The sequence below is a fragment of the Endoryza foliicola genome (genome assembly GCF_050589245.1).
Lineage (GTDB): Bacteria > Bacteroidota > Bacteroidia > Chitinophagales > Chitinophagaceae > Endoryza > Endoryza foliicola.
This window is the reverse complement of record NZ_JBOBEW010000002.1, coordinates 438,599-456,322: the sequence shown is the minus strand read 5'-3', so window position 1 is coordinate 456,322 and position 17,724 is coordinate 438,599. Positions and strand designations below refer to the sequence as shown.

Genomic DNA, 17,724 nt, shown 5'->3' with positions numbered 1-17,724 from the left:
TTACTTTACTCGGTTCAGAAAAATTGAGAAAATAGTAGTGCCGTAGTTGCGAGCTGTGGCAAATTGTTCTAAATGTTCGTAGTTATTTCGTGGAGTATGCTCCAATACAAACCATCCTCCGGGTTTCAGTAAATTTTTCTCAAAAATTTTTAGTGGCAACTCATCAATTGTGGTAAGCGCATACGGAGGTCCGGCAAATATAAAATCGAATTGCCCATTGCATTGCTCAATGAATTTGAATACTTCCATTCGCACTACCTTGAGTTGCGCTAATTTCAATGCGGCGGCAGTTTTGCAAATAAACTCGTACATCTCCGGATCTTTTTCTACAATGGTGAGCTCCTTTGCCCCTCTTGATGCCAGTTCATAGCTAATGCTCCCCGTTCCGCCAAACAAGTCTAAAGTTTGAATTCCTTCAATTTCAATATTGCTTTGAATGATATTGAAAAGCCCTTCTTTTGCTATATCGGTTGTTGGTCGGGTGTGCGGCATTTTAGCCGGCGGATTAATTCTACGCCCACCTAAAGATCCACTTATGATACGCATGTACTCATCGATAAAATGGGTGAAAAATAATGCGAGGGATAATCTTGAGACCCGTCTTCCGAATCAAAGTATTGGCCGGTTTCTGTATAAAGTTCGATCCTAAAGTACTTATTGAGTTCTGAATACAAAACAGAATCTTGTTGAATCATTCCGGATACTTTTATCGACACTTGATCCAACGAAACTTGATGAAAATGACACACACTCAGCAAGTACCAACTAATGTCTTCCGGTTGTTGATATTCATACATTTGAATAATCATTGGTTGCCCGTTATTATACAACCGAATTAGGACCCTGCCATGATAAAAAACCAGATACAGCTGCTTCCCCTGATTCATATGCAACAAATCTGATTGCATAAACAAACTTTGAATATGCCAATACTTTCCGGGCTTTACCAAAGTTTGAAAGAAGCTGTGTATTTCGCGAGGAATTTTATATAGTACTGAGGTTTGAAATGAGTCGTTCTTATCCACTAGTACGAGCCCACGATTGGCCGATCCTAATAAAGCGTCGGTTACTGCTTTATTCCCGTCTCCCTGCAACAGATGATCCGGTAACAGGTGAACATCCATAAAATTATAGGCAATTATTACGTCCAATCTTGTGTGGTCTAAATCCGACTGTTCTTTCCAGAACTGCTTCAACTGATCGGCAACAGTAATTCCTTCAAGCGTATCAATTTCGCAATGCAACCAGCGCTGCACTTTCTGATTACCCGTATTTAACCATACGGCCGTAAAATGATGCTCTCCCAATTCCGTCCACAATCGGTCGGAATCCATCACTTCGCCAATTTTAATATCGATAACCGGTTTAATCATACAGATTCGCAATGATACTATAAATTACTGGATACTACTGTACCCTAACAGATTTTTTACCTTTCGGCTTTGCAAAAATACGCTTAGGTTTGCAAACGGATATGAGTGAGCCAATAATTGATTCTTCTTTACAAGTGACCACCAGTAGGTCACAAATCATTAAAATTGCGCTGCCGATCAGTTTCGCGATTCTGATTCCCCAATTGAACTTTATTACCAACAATGTTTTCTTGGGGCATTACAGTGATCAAGCGTTGGCTGTAGCAGGCGTTACGGGTGTTTTTTACCTAATTTTTGCAGCTATTGGATTTGGATTGAACAATGGAATGCAAGCACTCATTTCCCGTAGGGCTGGAGAAAACAGGCCCGAAGAAATTGGTAAAATTTTCAATCAAGGTGTCTTTATTTCATTGGTGATAGCCCTCATGGGGATTATTCTCACCTATACTTTGGTACCACACGTTTTCAAACTCTTTATTTCGGATTCAACCAGATACAACAAAGCAGTTCACTTTCTTTACATTCGAATTTGGGGCCTCCCCTTCTTGTATATTTATCAGATGCGCAATGCATTGTTGGTAGGAACCAACCAAAGCAAATATTTGGTTGCCGGAACCATTGCAGAAGCACTGAGCAATGTGTTACTCGATTACCTATTAATTTTTGGAAAATATGGCTTCCCCCAGTTGGGCTTCAATGGTGCCGCTTACGCCTCCATATTTGCAGAAATGATTGGTCTTTTTGTGGTGTATTGGGTGATTCATGCCAAGGGTATTGGAAAACGTTTCAAACTGTTCAGTGATTGGTCGTGGGATACTGAAAATATGAAGCGTATCTTGAAAATGTCCGCTCCACTGATATTTCAACACGCCATCAGCATCATGAGTTGGGAGTACTTTTTCCTTTTGATAGATGGTCATGGTGCGCAAGCATTGGCAATTTCAAATACCATGCGGAATGTATTCGGTTTCTTTGGATCCGTTACCTGGGCTTTTGCCGCTACCAGCAATACCATGGTAAGTAATTTGATCGGACAAAAAAAACAAGAAGAAGTATGGACTTTGCTTTATAGAATTATTCAATTAAGTACAGGCTTCTCAATATTGATGGCTATTTTATTGAATTTGTTTCCGGAAACCTTCCTTTCAATTTATGGTCAGGATGCAAGCTTTGTAAATGCAGCCATTCCCGTAATAAGAGTTGTTTCAAGTGCCATGATTCTTATGTCGTTCTCAACAGTTTTAATGAATGCTGTTACAGGAAGTGGCAATACTAAAATAACGCTGCTTATTGAAGCATACACCATTGTTCTCTATTGCACTTATGTGTACTTGGTATTGGATTATTACTTTTTGCCGATTGAAATAGGCTGGATGAGTGAATGGATCTATTGGATTGGAATCTGTATTCCATCGTGGTGGTATATGAGGGGAGAAAAATGGAAAAATAAAGAGATCTAATCTTGAAGTTCCTTCAATAGTTTACTTCCTTCTTGTTTAACCCACTGTTCCTCTGTATTATTTGCAGGCATTTTTTGAAGCAATTGCAAGAAAGTAAGGGCTTTCGTTTCTTCTTCTTTTTTTTGAAAGCATCGGGCTAAATCCAAATAATTTTGAAGTAGTTGAGGGTTCAGTTGTTTGCTTTTTTCATAGTATTTGATTGCATCATCCAAACTGGCTGCAGGCAAAGCTCCAAAAGTTACTTTTACCAACCACTTTTCAAAACTCGACAAACTACTCACTTCTAAATGCCAGCGGGCCAGAACGTGGTATGCTCGGGCATTTCCGGGATCTAATTGAATGGCCTTTTCGGCATAACGCTTGATGTCTTTTACTGCATTAATTTTAGCCTGACCCGATTCCGATAATGCAGCTCTCCCCATAGCCACCGACATCACAAAATTGGCATCGCTACTATTAGGATTCATTCTCAATGCTTGTTCAGCATACTGCTTAGCTGCTTTGTTGTAGGCCTTCTCTTGTTCTTTTGATTTCTGACGCTTTCCGAGAACACTGTATAGCTCGCTTATTTTACAAATTGTAGTAATTTGACCCGGCTGGGCTTTTGATGCTTCGAGGTATTTGTTCAACGCTGCTTGATCATTGAACTGTCGTTCCAATTGCTGCGCTTCCTTTACAAATGGATGTATTTCTTGAGATAAAGTATCAACAGTGAAAAAAGCAAAAAGTGTTATCCAAAATAGTCTCATACATTTAGTTTGAATAAGTCTTGTGCAAACGAATGCCCAATTTTCCTTCAAACTGACGAACCGGCGGATTTAACTTGTAGATGCTCACAACCGATTCTAAGATTTGCGGATAGGTTTCTTTTAATTTAATTGAGATCCTAAGAGCCACTTGCTCTAATAAAGGCGATGGAATATCCATTTGAGCTTTCACAATTTCAAAAACGGCGGCGTAGTCGATGGTTTCGCTCAATTGAAAAAACACGGATTCAGGATCTTCTTGGTAGTTCAGGATCACAGAAACTTCAAAGGGGGCGGCTAATACCGGTTCCCCTTCGAAAATTCCATGTTTGCTATACAGCAATAAATCTTTTAATTCAATTGTAACCATCCTTTTAAATGTTTAAACGAGGCCTTTAGCAGAAAGGTAACGTTCTGCATCAAGCGCCGCCATACACCCGCTACCGGCTGCTGTTACTGCCTGACGATAGATTTTATCTTGTACATCTCCTGCAGCGAATACGCCTTCAACATTGGTTTTTGATGACCCTGGAATGGTTTTGATATAACCCGCCTCATCCATATCTATATATTCACTAAAAATATCTGAATTGGGCTTGTGGCCAATGGCTACGAAGAAACCTTGAACAGGGATGGTTTCTGTGGCACCAGATTTCACATTTTTGATACGAACCGCCTCAACTTTGTTTTCTCCAATAATTTCATCTGTTTCGCTATTCCAATACACTTTGATGTTTGGCGCATTCAGCACTCGGTCTTGCATAACCTTCGAAGCACGCATTGCTTCTTTACGTACCAACATATGAACAGTTGTACAAAGCTTTGACAAGTACAAGGCTTCTTCAGCTGCTGTATCGCCTGCACCAACAATAGCTACTTCTTTGCCACGGAAAAAGAAACCGTCACAAACGGCACATGCACTTACTCCAAAACCATTCAATCGCTCTTCGCTCGGCAACCCAAGCCATTTTGCAGAAGCACCTGTTGCAATGATGACTGCATCGGCTTCAATTAATTTTTCTTCATCAATCCACACTTTAAAAGGCTGAGCCGAAAAATCAACTTTGGTTGCCAATCCATATCTGATATCAGCACCCATTCTAACAGCTTGTTTTTCGAAATCAATCATCATTTCCGGACCTTGGATACCTTCCGGATATCCGGGATAGTTTTCAACCTCAGTAGTAATGGTCAACTGACCTCCGGGTTGAATTCCTTGGTACAAAACAGGTTTCATGTTGGCACGGGCTGCATAAATTGCCGCAGTATAACCTGCTGGTCCTGAGCCTATTATTAAACAATGTACTTTTTCACTACTCATAGTATCTTTTCTTTAATTGGGAGCAAATTTAGGATATAATGAATTGCATATTTGTGCGTAAGCGCACATGTGAATAACCTCTATTTAGGTATAACAATGGTTTTTACCATAACGGCATAACCGCCAAAATAACCCAGAGCGCCGTTACTGATATTCCCTAATACTTTGGTGGGAGACGAAAATGGATTACCGATGGAAGCATAACTATATTCGATGGTGCGCCAAAAGTCGTAGGTTGCTTTGTCAATATTGCAATGCTTAAAACTAGCGGTATCTCCACGTTTAAAGTAAGAAGCATTTTTATCTTCTGTAGTATCGTTTCTGTTGATTCCACGGTCGATCTGCACATTATAGGTTTGCCCATCTACAATTTGATCATCAAAAACCGAGTTCCGGCCCGGGTAAAAAGGTTCACTGTTTTTTTTGGTAAAATAGCGGATGTAATTTCCAAAGCCGGGTGGGTCAGTAATACGAGCCATTAATTTTACATAAGGGGTATCAACGGAAGGTGGAGCCGGTTCCCACCATAAAGAATCCACCGTTTTTGTTAATGCCGGAATGGTTGTTGAAGAGGTATACACAATACCGTCGACCTCAATCTTTAAGTCGTATTTGGTATTAAAAGTACCAATAAAGGCAGTTTGTAGCTGTGAAGAATCAATGGAATAATAATACAAGGTGTATCCATTCACATTGGGTATCGCATACTCTTTCAAAGTATGAGTTAAAGCGCCATTCGACATCGTCACTTTGGCATTTCTCACAAAACTTCCTGCTAAAATATCGGGGCTAATTTTAGAAAAGTAATTGACAGACTTTGATAGAATAACAGTTGGTGCTTGACCACTTTCAATGCTCGCCTCCACCACTAGCAGTGGATCGCTATTTTCGGGAGTAAAACTGATCGACTTTTCACAAGAAGAGAACAATACAGTTGCTAAACACATTCCTAGGATTTGGTTCCATTTCATATCAGGGGCAAAGTTACCATTCTAAACTAAACATCAAAAGGATGATAATTGTTAAAATAGAGGCAAAAAAAATCCCGTCGGAAACTCCGACGGGACGGTACTATAACCCATTAAAATTTAACCCAAATAAGCTTTCAGAGCATTGCTATAGCGTGCTTTTTGCAGACGCTTAATAGCTCTTTCTTTGATCTGACGAATACGTTCTTTGGTAAGATCGTATTTCTGACCAATTTGCTCAATTGTAACGCCATTTTCGCCATCCAAACCAAAATAAGCATTTACAATTTCAGCTTCACGTGGACTTAAAGATTTCAACACACGGCGAATTTCGTTTCGGAGTGAATCTTTCATCACATCGTCATCGGTATCGTCGGCGCCTTCTAATAAATCACCCATGGCTACGTCTTCTGCTTCGTGAACAGGAGCATCCAAACTGGTGTGACGTGTATTACTTTGGAAAATATTATTGATTTCTGTTTCACTCATTTCCAACAATTCAGCTAACTCTTCAGTAGATGGCTCGCGTTCGTGTTCTTGTTCGAAAGCCATATAAGCTTTGTTTGCTTTATTGTAAGTTCCGATCTTGTTTTGTGGAAGACGAACCAGACGTCCTTGCTCGGCCAAAGCCTGAAGAATCGACTGACGAATCCACCAAACAGCGTAAGAGATGAATTTGAAACCTTTTGTTTCATCAAAACGTTGTGCCGCTTTAATCAAACCTAAATTTCCTTCATTAATCAAATCGCTCAATGATAAACCTTGGTGTTGATACTGTTTTGCTACAGATACAACGAAACGAAGGTTCGCCTGTACTAACTTGTCTAATGCTCTCTGATCTCCCATTTTAATGCGCTGGGCAAGTACTGTCTCCTCTTCGGGAGTGATCATCGAAATCTTAGAGATTTCCTGAAGATACTTTTCTACTGCCTGCGAGTCGCGATTGGTGATCTGGGTAGCAATTTTGAGCTGTCTCATATTCGTAATAAAAGTTATGACTGTGACCGAATGGTGGGTACAGGATCAACAATCTAAAGACTAAGTATGTTCAAGGTAGGTTGCAAAGCCCTTGCTAACAGGCTGTTAAAAGCGTCCAATCCATTAAACCGTATGGACAAATGTAAACATCAAATTTGAGAATTCATAGCCTTTCAACTCCTTTAACTCCCCACTTACCCCAGTTTTTCCTTTAAACCGGTAGTGTTAATACCTATTCAAATCGAATGTAACCCAATACGGGCGTCATTTTCAGTTTTTTTAACATTATTGTGCGAAAACTGATTTTTTTTTAAAAAAAGTTGCGGAAATTTTTTCACTGTTGTGAATAGTCGTCTTATCAATTCTCGTCAATCTTTATAAAAGATTGATTATCAATAGAGATATTCAATTGTTCCAGAAGGGCTATGAAGTTCCAATTTTTTGTTTTCTGAAGCTTCTACCCTTCCTACTATTTGCGCCTCAATACCAAGTGATTGCGCCATTTGAATCATTCCAACAGCGGCTTTTTCGGTGGTGAATACTTCCAAGCGATGTCCCATATTGAATACTTGATACATTTCCCGATCATCACTTCCCGATGCATCCTGAAGCATGGGAAATATAACCGGTGCTTTCATTAAATTGTCTTTTACGATTCTGAAGTTACCGGGTAGGTATTTCATACACTTGGTTTGTCCCCCACCGGAGCAATGTATCATGCCCTTCACATCGGAAAACATTTCGGAGAGCAGTCCCTTTACCAAAGGTGCGAAGGTTCTTGTAGGACTAAGAAGTAAGTCTCCAACGGTCAAATCTTTTACAAGTTCTTTTTCGGTGGCTGTAGCCTGCTCGATGTAGTTTGTGGGAATTTTATCCGTGAATCGATAAGGGCCGATATATACAACGTTTTGGTCTAATCCATTATCAAAAGATTCCGGAAATTCGGATGCATACCATTTAGACAAAGCGTCGTGACGAGCGCTTGTTAACCCATTGCTAGCAATTCCACTGTTATAAGCAGACTCATACTTTGTTTTACCGGAGCTAGCAAATCCTACGATAACTTGTCCAGGAGCAATATCATTGTTTGTTACCAATTTTTCTTTGGGCCATCTGGCGGTCATTGTGCCATTCACAGCTATCGTACGAACAACGTCGCCCACATCAGCTGTTTCGCCTCCCAAATAATGAATATTTACTCCATAAGTTTTGAGTTCGTCGAATAATTCTTGCGTACCATTGATGATTTCTTCCAGCACTTCACCGGGTATTAGTCGTTTGTTGCGATCGATGGTGGAACTGAAGAGTAAATTATCGTTAATTCCTACACAAAGAAGGTCGTCAAGATTCATCACCACTGCGTCTTGTGCAATTCCTTTCCAAACCGATTTATCGCCCGTTTCTTTCCAATACAAATAAGCTAAGATGCTTTTGGTGCCGGCCCCGTCGGCATGCATTAAATTCACCCAATTGGCATCACCGGTGAGAAAATCGGGGTAAATCTTGCAAAATGCGTGTGCAAATAGCCCCTGGTCTAGTTTTTCAACCGCCTTATGTACCTCTTCTTTTTGGGCTGAAACCCCTCTTTTGGAATACAAGCTCATATTGGTGAATTAGGTGGCAAATGTCCGCCATTTTTCCTTGTCTCCGAAAATAAATTCAAGTCAGTTTTTCACTATTCTTTCACGTTAATGCAGGTTTAAGTAATTTTGCAACCCCAATATGCAAGTTCATTACGGAATAAACGATTTACCACAGTTTCAAAAGGCAGTAATTACCATTGGAACCTTCGATGGCGTTCATCTGGGTCATGAATACATTTTAAATCAACTGAAAAAAGAGGCCGCCGCTATCGGAGGCACTTCAGTTTTAATAAGTTTTCACCCTCATCCGAGGCATATTGTTTCTCATTCCGGCCAACCGCTCAGTTTATTAACCACTTTAGAAGAACGTATTCTTTTATTGAGAAAAGCAGGTATTGATCATTTGGTAATCATCCCCTTCACTGAAACGTTTGCCAAAATGGACGCTACCTCCTATGTTCGTGATTTTTTAGTGCGGTATTTTTCTCCCCAAGCAATTATAATAGGTTACGACCACCGATTTGGTGCAAACAGATCCGGCAACTTTGCCTTGCTTGAACAACTTCAATCGATCTATCGATATCAATTGAAAGAAATTCCTGCCCAAGTTCTGGAAGCAAATGCCATTAGCTCAACCCGTATTAGAGAAGCCTTGGGCAAAGGTTTGGTACGTGAAGCCAGAACCCTTCTCGGGTATCCTTATTTTTTTGAAGGATTAGTGGTAAAAGGAAACCAACTTGGACGAACCATTGGATTTCCAACTGCCAACTTAAACATTGTTTCTCCCGATAAACTCATTCCAAGTAACGGCGTATACGCAGTGAAAGCAACTGTTCAAACTAAAGCGTATACCACACAAGAAAATCCCGTAAAATTGAAAGGAATGATGAATATTGGAATACGCCCAACTGTAGGAGGAATGAACAAAGTGATAGAAGTTAATCTCTTTCAATTCAATCAAGATATTTACGATCAATTTATTAGAGTAGAATTGATCGATTTTATTCGAAATGAGCAAAAATTTGCCGGTTTAGATGCCTTAAAAGCACAACTAAATCAGGATCAATCAACTGCAGAATCTATCTTGATTTAAAAAACAACACTCGCTCTAACTAGTTGATTTACAATCAATTTACGATAAGTCAAAAATAATTGTAAAATACCCGAAGAAAGTCTTGGGGAATCAGATTTTGAACTAAATTTGACTTCCATCAGTTACTACTACTCCCCATTAATTCTTACAACTTACTAACCCACTCTGTGCTGTATTTCTATTTAACCATTTAAACTGGAGTGTGTATGTATTCGTATTCATTATTGGAGCCCCGTTGCTTTTACTTAATACAAGAAAAGCCGGATTCAGCTGTTACCGTTATTGAAGTAACAGTTGAAACAGATCATTGTGTATATATCAAAAAATATGGTCAGGTACTGGAATACGACTGGAAAAAAAAGTCGGATAACATGCACGATATCATAGAATGTATGACCGATGAAAAAGTGAAGGAATTCATGACGGTATTTTATGAAGGATGGGATGCATACGAAGAAGAGGATGAATAGGTCTCCCCTTCTTAGTCCCAACTAAATTTTCCTAAGTATTATTCCTTAGTATGTCAATTTTAAGTTCAAGTTCACATCGAAGCATTTAACTTAGTACGTATCTGATGAAAAGTGAAAACAATGTCTGTAATAAATTATAGCAATAGTATTGTTGAGATTGTAAACAATCCTTTTTCAGCTTTGTGTAAGCTGAAAATAAAACCCGTTCAAGTAGAATTGGGGTGGTTGTTTTTATACAACATACATGGTGAAATGGTGTTGGAGCAGCAAATACAACTGAACAAAGACGAACAAGAATTCATTCTTCCTACATCGTACCTTAAAAATGGTGCGTACTCTTTACATTTCAAAACGCAACACTCTAAATTATTCATTGTGCTGCCACTTCAGAAAACATCTTTCTCTTAGATGTATTTTCTTTCTTTATGTTTCATGTATGCAAAGGAGGCAATTATTATTGCTATCAGAGAGGATATATAGTAGATCAGAAAATTATCAATATCTGTTCCGGCAACTTTTATTACGTAGTCGAAAATATAGATCACGATAAAGGTTCCATATGCGAATAACAAGGCGATGTAAATATAAATCATCGCATTTTCCGATGCTGAGTGTTCTAACTTCATCATGTATTGGGCGATTTCAGCCAACACAACAAAAAGTACGATCAAAAGCCCAATGGCCAGAGTATATTTAGCGGCCTCATACTGCCATCCTTGTACAATGAAAAACAACAACTGCATAGCCAACAAACCCGGAGCCGCGAATTTTGTAATGGTTTTTATGAAACTATACTGTGTAGCAATCCCTAGTATGAATAAAATGATGGGAATATCGAACATATTGTATACAAGTGTCACCATCTGTAGTGTTTCGCGGGGAATACCCGGAACTCGATCCATGATGTTGATTATTCCGGTAAGGAGCCAGTAACAGGAAAAAAGCAAGAGTGGAGTTTGCTTCCACATTTTTTTGATAGCCAGTAATAGAATAGGAATGAAATATGCAATGCTAGCGGCAATTGAAACGATATTGTAGATTTCGGCTTTCACAGTTCGGATATTTTATCTAACCTTTAATCGTATACGAAAGCTCTTATATTGTAATGATATTTTATATTCAGTATTAGTACTTTTTTAACCTTTTGCATAAAATACGATGTTTGCTAAGAAACTACGGTAACCCCCGCTGTTAGTAAAAACTACATTCCTCATGAAAAGCCAGACAGGTATTGAGTTACCGACTTTCTTTCATTTCTGAATTTTCTTCCATTCGGCAGTAACTAGGGAGATTGGGTAAAATAATAGGCTTAAAAAAACGCTTCCCCATTCCATAAATGGGAAACGTTCCGAAAAAACCTGTATAGGGGTATGTTTGCTTAGAATAAAAATGAAGAAAACTCTTAGGAATCGGTCAAATCACGTATTTATACGAACTAATACAACGTAGTATTTCGAGCAAAATTCGTGAAGAATACGAAATGGGAGGTAGAAATCTGAAGCCTGAAAAAGGAGCAGATTTGCTCTATGCGGGTAAGAAACTGTACACTACTTTTGTATCAGTTACAACGGTCCAAAACATCCTAAGAAATCCGATCCAAAATCCAAGTCCGAATCCAATATCAAGTTTAAAACCGGACAAGTCCAAGATCCAAGAAAAACGAAGATCCAATAGCTATCGAGAAATCGAAACCGTCCTAAAATCCTTGAAACCAAACGTCCAAGATCCAAAGAAATCCGAATCCACCAATCTTATGAACCAAACCCGGTCATCATCCTTGAAACCAAAATGGAATTGAATCTAATGCCGACGAAGACTTAATGGTAGATCGACTGAAAAAATTGTCCCGCCTCCAAAGAGGCGGGATTTTTGTTTTATATACATGCTACTTCGTAATTTTAGTTCATGAAACTGATTTCGTTCCTACTATTAACCATCGTAATGGTTTCGTGCGCATCTGCACAAGACCAGGTTCCCCCAACCGATTTTAATTCCGGTATTCAGCAAAAGAATATTCAGATTTTAGATGTTCGAACAGCTGAAGAGTTCAAATCGGGTCACATCAAAGGTGCATTGCAAGCCGATTGGAACAATAAAGCACAATTCAACGATCGCACGCAGTATTTGAATAAAGAGCAGAAAGTATACGTCTATTGTTTATCGGGTGGTAGAAGCGCTGCTGCTGCCGGCATGTTGCGAGGAAAAGGCTATTCAGTTGTTGAATTGAAAGGAGGAATGATGGCTTGGAAAGCCGCGGGAATGCCGGTAGAAGGAGCTAACACCGGTCCTCAAATGACTTCTACCGACTATCAAAAAGCAATAAACAGTAATTCGGTGGTATTGGTGGATTTTGGCGCGGAATGGTGTCCCCCTTGCAAAAAAATGGAGCCTGTTCTCGCTGATTTGATCAAAACCAACGGCAACCAATTCAAATTGGTGAAAGTTGATGGCGGCAAAGACAATGACATTATGAAACAAGAAAAAGTAGAAGCCCTTCCGGTATTTATAGTATATAAGAATGGAAAAGAGGTATGGCGCCATCAAGGAATTGTTTCGAAGGAAGACTTACTAAAAGCGATACAATAGTACCATGATTAAGTTAAGATTATTGGGGGCAGCGCTTTTACTCAGTAGCTGCCTTTTTTCACAAAAAATCACTGAGTTATCTTCAGGAACAACAGCCTCGTTTAGGGGGTTACATGCTGTTTCTAAATCCATTATTTGGGCAAGCGGTAGCGCCGGAACTATTGGTAAATCACTGGATGGAGGTGTTAGTTGGCAATGGCAGCAAATCAAAGGCTTTGAAAAAAGAGAATTCAGAGACATACATGCTTTTGATGAGAACAATGCATTGGTCATTGCCATTGCAGAACCCGCTCAAATTCTGAGAACCAACGATGGAGGCAAAAACTGGCAAATTGTTTTTACCGACTCTACCAAAGGAATGTTTTTGGATGCCGTTGACTTTTTTGACGCCAAAAACGGATTGGTGGTGGGTGACCCTATTAATGGTAAGGTTTATTTTGCGTCGACTACGGATGCCGGAAATACTTGGAAAAAGTTGGTGCAAGAAAATTCAATTCAAGTAACAGAAGGGGAAGCATTTTTTGCTTCGAGTGGCACTAATATTCGCATGACTTCACCCAAATCATTCTTATTGGTTTCGGGAGGGAAGGCGTCTAATTTCTATATCAATACAAGCAAAACAGTGCTGCCTTTAAAACAAGGAGCGGAAAGCACAGGGGCGAACTCCATTGATCAACACAAATCAACCTTGATTGTTGTTGGAGGCGATTTTTCTAATGATAAAGACACTGCAGCAGCTTGCGCTGTTAGTTTTGATAAAGGAAGTCATTGGAACTTGTTTTCGTTGGCCAGTGGATACAAAAGTTGTGTAAAGTATGTATTTGGGAAAACATGGATCAGTAGTGGAACTTCCGGGGTCGATATTTCAAACGACAATGGCAAAACTTGGAAGAATTTCAGCAAGTTGTCTTTTCATGTAATCAGTGTTGTTCCCAGAGCAAAGAAAGTGATTTTGGCCGGAGGCCGCGGAAAGTTTGCTACTATTGAATGGTGATCTTACTTTTTAAACATAAAAAATACGGCTCCTAAAATAAAGGCAAAGCTCACAAGGTATTTCCAGTGAAACGGTTCTTTTAGAGCCACTACAGCAAACACCGCAAAAACAATCAGCGTAATAACTTCTTGACTAATTTTCAGTTGGTATGCTGTCATTCCATTTGCATAGCCCATTCTATTTGCAGGCACCATCAAACAATACTCAAAAAAAGCAATAGCCCAGCTAATTAGAATTGCTTTCCAGATAGGAATTTCCTTTTCAGTAAGATGGCCATACCAAGCAAAAGTCATGAAGATATTGGAAGCTAAGAGAAGTAAAAAGGTCTTGATCATATCCAGAATTGAGCCTCAAAATTAGGCATCAAAAGCTAAATAACTCTAAATGGAAACCCTATTGTGAAAATTACGATTGTTAATTATTGAAAGAAGTAGTGCCCAATAAAAAAAATTCCGGTCAATAAAAATTGACCGGCTCAGACAATTGATGTAGCAACCTCGTAATCAGGCCTAAAGGTACACCCTTAGGTATTTGCCAACAATAGTAAATACACTAGTAAAGCAATGAATATTTACGTAGAAAAAAGCCGGAACATATGTTCCGGCTTTGATATATATCAATACTAATTGAGGGATCGAAAATCGACCGGAACAAGTTTGCTGACGCCCGGCTCTTGCATGGTTACACCATAAATTACATCCACTGAACTCATGGTTTGCTTATTGTGCGTAACAATGATAAACTGGCTTTCTTCACTGAACTTGCGAATCATATTGGTGAATTTTCCAACGTTGGCATCATCTAGAGGAGCATCAACCTCATCCAAAATACAGAATGGTGCCGGTTTAATGAGATAGATCGCGAACAGCAATGCTGTTGCAGTTAAGGTCTTCTCTCCCCCACTTAATTGGGTGATTGAAGATGGGCGTTTACCTTTTGGCTTTGCTACAATATCAATACTGGTTTCGGCTAAGTTCTCCGGATTTTCCAACACCATGTCGGCTGTATCATCTTCCGTAAATAAAGCTTTGAACACTTTTTGGAAGTTCTCTCGAACTTTATTGAAAGTCTCCAAGAACTGTTGGTTGGCCGTAGCCTCTACCTCTTGGATGGTTTGCAACAAACTGTCTTTAGCTGTTACCAAGTCATTCTTTTGTTCCAAGATAAACTCGTAACGTTTCTTCATCTCTTGGAAGGCTTCGATGGCAGTAGGGTTCACTTCACCCAAATTTTCCAATCGCTTTTTCATGCGATCGCTTTTTTCTTGAAGCTCTTCCACCGGCGTTTCGGAGGTTCTTGGTTGATCCAAGATATCGTCGAGATTGATCCTGAACTCTACATGCAAACGCTCCTTCATACCGGCAAGCTGCAATTTCAGTTCATTCAGCTTATCCTTAATAGAAGCGAGAAGATGTTCGAGTTGGTCCTTCTCTTTTACTTTATGGCGAAGCTCACTTTCCTTCTCACCTAGCGCATTTCTTACATTATAATAAGCCTGATCCGCTTCATTCAACACTTTCTCGTCCTCTTCTTTTTTTCTGAGTAAATTTACCAGACCTTCTTCAGCCTGTTGAAGCGTTACTTCACTTTCAGATATCTGTTCGGTTGTTTGTTTTAACTGAGAGGCATTGCTTTCTATTTGACCCTTCAATTCAACCAATTGATTGCTTTTGAACTCGCGTTCTTGCTCTAAAGCGTTGATTTTACTGTGCTGACGGGCTACCAATAAATTGAATTCATTGTAGCTGGCTTGTGCCTGCCCATAGGCTTCTTCAATCGATTTATAATCGGCTTCCGTTGCCTGAAGTTTTTCCTTCAAGTCGTTCAACTGAGCTACCCACTGTGTCCATTCATTTCTAGTACCTTCAACTGCCGCAATGGTTTCTTCTAATACAATTTGAGTTTCAGACAAACGGTGTTCTGCCACATGTTGAGAACCATGAAGGTTTTCAATTTTATTCTGAAGAGAGAATACCAGATTGGTGAGACGGTTAATGTCTTCTTGAGCTTGGCGAATGGCTTGTTCTTTCAGTTGTTCGTTGAAACTAATAACTTCGTTGTGTTTTTCTTGAATCGACTGTTTCAGTGAATTTACAACGGCTTCTTGAGCATGAATATCTTCTGCTAATTTCTCAAGGTTTTTAGCACGTCCGATCTTTTTACCTTCAAATAATCCAACGCTTCCCCCTGTTAACGAGTACTTTCCTTTCACATATTTTCCGGTTTTCTCGATAACAATGGAGCCATTGCTATTTTCAAGTGCCGACTCTTGCTCCGCAATAAATACATTACCAAGAAGGTGGTTGGCCAATGAGCGGTATTGTGCATCAACTTCGATCACTTCCAAGGCAGGAATGGTATTCTCAGGGCGATGGCCTGTTGCCGATTGATCAGCCAGTTTATCGAGTAAGAAAAAGTTGGCTTTCCCTTTCTTATTGTTATCGAGTAAGTGAACTGCTTGCATCCCTTCACTCAAATTGTTCACTACATAGTAGTTCAAATAGGGTTCGAGTACATTTTCTAAAGCAGCACGGTATTCTTCTTTTACATATATTATATCCGATAAAATTGGAGCAGTGTGGTTCCAATTCGGATTCTTGTGCAAGAATTTAACGCTCTCCGGATACCCTTCCATCGAATCAATCAAACTCTTTAAAAGATCGAATTCGTTCTTCTTAGCGTCCAGTTTACGGCTTTCATCAGCTAGTTCCTGACGAAGACGCTCTAATTCACTTTGCGTTTGAAGAATTGACTCACGCGTTCTCTCATTGTGCTCTTGTAGCTGAACCAAATCGGTTTTACGACGCTCCAGTTCTTCTTCCTTTACAGAACGTTCTTCCTCCAATTGCTTCAGCTGGCTGTTTCGAGCTGCTTGCTCTTCTTCCAATTGGTGAATGGTACGTTGAAGATTTTGGATGGAAGTGTCTGCTACGGCTACTTTCTTCTCTGCTTCAAATTGATTGCGTTGGATATGAAGGTTTTCACTTCTTAAGGTGTCAACATGAGATCTTTTCTCATCAAAAACTCGTCTTTTCTCATCAACAGTTTGACGAACGTCTTCCAATTGACTTTCTAAAGACTCTAATTTGGCTTTTTCTTCGTCTATCTGAAGTTTGGTAAACTCAATGCTTTCTTCTAATCCGGTAAGTTGTCCTTCACTTTTAGTCAAAAAGTCTTGAAGGTTTGTTGCCCTCTCATTAAGGAAATTCAATCGTTGGCTTGCAAGGTTCTTTTCATTTTCACGGGTTCTGAGGGTTTGAAGCAATTCATTGAACTCCGTTTGCATGCTTTGTAGGGCTCTCTCCTTTTCAATGAAACCGGTTTTTTCCGATTCCAGCGCTGCCTCTTCCAATGCGATCACTGCTTCCAATTGAATCTTTCGGTCTGTTTCTGCTTCGGTTTGTTGATTCAACTCACGATAAGTTAAGTTGAAGCCTTCCAGTGCAGCTTTAGCCAGTTCAATACTCAGCTCTCTGTACTCTTTTTTAATCTCGTAGTATTTCTCGGCCTTTTTCGCTTGGTTTTCCAAGCTTTTCAGTTGGTTGTTGATTTCAAACAACAGATCCTCAATACGTGCAAGATCTTGTTCTGTGGCATCGAGCTTGTTCTTCGCTTCTTTCTTTCTCGTTTTGTAGATCGAAATTCCTGCCGCTTGCTCCAGCATGCGTCGGCGGCTGTTTTCTTTATCCTTGATGATTTCGTCCACCATTCCCAATTCAATAATCGCGTAGCTATCGGTACTAACACCCGTATCGAGGAAGAGGTTTTGGATGTCTTTTAAACGACATTGAACATCATTCAATCGATATTCGCTCTCACCGCTTTTATAGAATTTACGAGTAACAGTAACCGTATTGAATTCAGTAGGAAGGAGGTTCTTTGTATTTTCAAAAGTCAGGCTTACTTCGGCCAAACCGGAAGCAGAACGTGTTTTGGAACCATTGAAAACCAAGCTTTCCAAATTTTCACTTCTAAGGTGGCTAATCTTCTGTTCTCCAATAACCCAACGGATGCTATCTACGATATTACTTTTACCGCATCCATTAGGACCAATTACACCAGTAACTCCTTCGTCAAAGTTTAATACTGTTTTATCAGCAAAACTTTTAAACCCTTTGATTTCTAAACTCTTTAATCGCACAATTGATAATT

The 17,724-nt window shown here is 39.6% G+C and carries 17 protein-coding genes; 6 read left to right on the top strand and 11 right to left on the bottom strand.

The features are described from left to right. Positions 1–546, bottom strand: a complete 546-nt coding sequence (locus ACQ2HE_RS06140; RefSeq protein ID WP_430897378.1) for an RsmD family RNA methyltransferase — start codon at positions 544–546, stop codon at positions 1–3. Beyond that, the gene (locus ACQ2HE_RS06135) at positions 534–1,373 is read right to left on the bottom strand and encodes a DUF3822 family protein (protein WP_430897380.1); all 840 of its coding nucleotides are present in this window, start codon (positions 1,371–1,373) and stop codon (positions 534–536) included. The genes ACQ2HE_RS06140 and ACQ2HE_RS06135 overlap by 13 nt, the downstream gene beginning before the upstream one ends. A 101-nt stretch (positions 1,374–1,474) precedes the next feature. On the opposite strand from ACQ2HE_RS06135, the gene ACQ2HE_RS06130 reads away from it, so the two are divergent. Beyond that, positions 1,475–2,833: an MATE family efflux transporter gene (locus ACQ2HE_RS06130; RefSeq protein WP_430897382.1), complete on the top strand. Its 1,359-nt coding sequence runs from the start codon at positions 1,475–1,477 to the stop codon at positions 2,831–2,833. Here ACQ2HE_RS06130 and ACQ2HE_RS06125 read toward each other — a convergent pair. The 6 genes from ACQ2HE_RS06125 to ACQ2HE_RS06100 form a co-directional block, all read right to left on the bottom strand. After that, positions 2,830–3,582 carry a tetratricopeptide repeat protein gene (locus tag ACQ2HE_RS06125; protein ID WP_430897383.1) on the bottom strand — a complete coding sequence of 251 codons (753 nt, stop codon included), beginning with the start codon at positions 3,580–3,582 and terminating at the stop codon, positions 2,830–2,832. The two genes, ACQ2HE_RS06130 and ACQ2HE_RS06125, sit on opposite strands and share 4 nt — an antisense overlap. 4 nt (positions 3,583–3,586) lie before the next feature. Then, entirely contained in the window at positions 3,587–3,949 is a 363-nt protein-coding gene (locus ACQ2HE_RS06120) for a dihydroneopterin aldolase (protein WP_430897384.1), read from the bottom strand. A 12-nt stretch (positions 3,950–3,961) separates the two neighbouring features. Further along, a complete protein-coding gene (gene trxB / locus ACQ2HE_RS06115; RefSeq protein ID WP_430897385.1) occupies positions 3,962–4,900 on the bottom strand; it encodes a thioredoxin-disulfide reductase in 939 nt (312 codons plus the stop codon). 80 nt (positions 4,901–4,980) lie between these two features. After that, positions 4,981–5,871 carry a DUF4249 domain-containing protein gene (locus ACQ2HE_RS06110; protein ID WP_430897386.1) on the bottom strand — a complete coding sequence of 297 codons (891 nt, stop codon included), beginning with the start codon at positions 5,869–5,871 and terminating at the stop codon, positions 4,981–4,983. Between the two features lie 117 nt (positions 5,872–5,988). Further along, on the bottom strand, positions 5,989–6,846 hold the full coding sequence (locus tag ACQ2HE_RS06105; protein WP_430897387.1) for a sigma-70 family RNA polymerase sigma factor: 858 nt from the start codon (positions 6,844–6,846) through the stop codon (positions 5,989–5,991). 392 nt (positions 6,847–7,238) lie between these two features. After that, complete coding sequence (locus ACQ2HE_RS06100; protein WP_430897388.1) at positions 7,239–8,450, bottom strand: AIR synthase related protein; 1,212 nt, start codon at positions 8,448–8,450, stop codon at positions 7,239–7,241. 118 nt (positions 8,451–8,568) lie between these two features. Between ACQ2HE_RS06100 and ACQ2HE_RS06095 the strand changes: the two genes are divergently transcribed. The 3 genes from ACQ2HE_RS06095 (at position 8,569) to ACQ2HE_RS06085 (ending at position 10,400) form a co-directional block, all read left to right on the top strand. Next, on the top strand, positions 8,569–9,522 hold the full coding sequence (locus ACQ2HE_RS06095; protein WP_430897389.1) for a bifunctional riboflavin kinase/FAD synthetase: 954 nt from the start codon (positions 8,569–8,571) through the stop codon (positions 9,520–9,522). A gap of 206 nt (positions 9,523–9,728) precedes the next feature. Next, on the top strand, positions 9,729–9,992 hold the full coding sequence (locus ACQ2HE_RS06090) for a hypothetical protein (protein ID WP_430897390.1): 264 nt from the start codon (positions 9,729–9,731) through the stop codon (positions 9,990–9,992). A gap of 120 nt (positions 9,993–10,112) precedes the next feature. Continuing rightward, complete coding sequence (locus ACQ2HE_RS06085) at positions 10,113–10,400, top strand: hypothetical protein (RefSeq protein WP_430897391.1); 288 nt, start codon at positions 10,113–10,115, stop codon at positions 10,398–10,400. Here the strand turns inward: ACQ2HE_RS06085 and ACQ2HE_RS06080 are convergent. After that, positions 10,397–11,044, bottom strand: a complete 648-nt coding sequence (locus ACQ2HE_RS06080) for a hypothetical protein (protein ID WP_430897392.1) — start codon at positions 11,042–11,044, stop codon at positions 10,397–10,399. The genes ACQ2HE_RS06085 and ACQ2HE_RS06080 overlap by 4 nt on opposite strands. A gap of 853 nt (positions 11,045–11,897) precedes the next feature. Between ACQ2HE_RS06080 and ACQ2HE_RS06075 the strand changes: the two genes are divergently transcribed. Together ACQ2HE_RS06075 and ACQ2HE_RS06070 are read left to right on the top strand one after the other, a co-directional pair. Beyond that, positions 11,898–12,578, top strand: a complete 681-nt coding sequence (locus ACQ2HE_RS06075) for a thioredoxin domain-containing protein (RefSeq protein ID WP_430897393.1) — start codon at positions 11,898–11,900, stop codon at positions 12,576–12,578. Between the two features lie 4 nt (positions 12,579–12,582). Then, complete coding sequence (locus ACQ2HE_RS06070; RefSeq protein WP_430897394.1) at positions 12,583–13,572, top strand: WD40/YVTN/BNR-like repeat-containing protein; 990 nt, start codon at positions 12,583–12,585, stop codon at positions 13,570–13,572. Positions 13,573–13,574: 2 nt separating this feature from the next. On the opposite strand, the gene ACQ2HE_RS06065 is transcribed toward ACQ2HE_RS06070, so the two are convergent. Together ACQ2HE_RS06065 and smc are read right to left on the bottom strand one after the other, a co-directional pair. Continuing rightward, positions 13,575–13,907, bottom strand: coding sequence for a DMT family protein (locus ACQ2HE_RS06065; protein ID WP_430897395.1), 333 nt, complete (start codon positions 13,905–13,907; stop codon positions 13,575–13,577). Between the two features lie 287 nt (positions 13,908–14,194). Further along, on the bottom strand, positions 14,195–17,713 hold the full coding sequence (smc, locus tag ACQ2HE_RS06060; RefSeq protein WP_430897396.1) for a chromosome segregation protein SMC: 3,519 nt from the start codon (positions 17,711–17,713) through the stop codon (positions 14,195–14,197). Between the last annotated feature and the right edge of the window lie 11 nt (positions 17,714–17,724).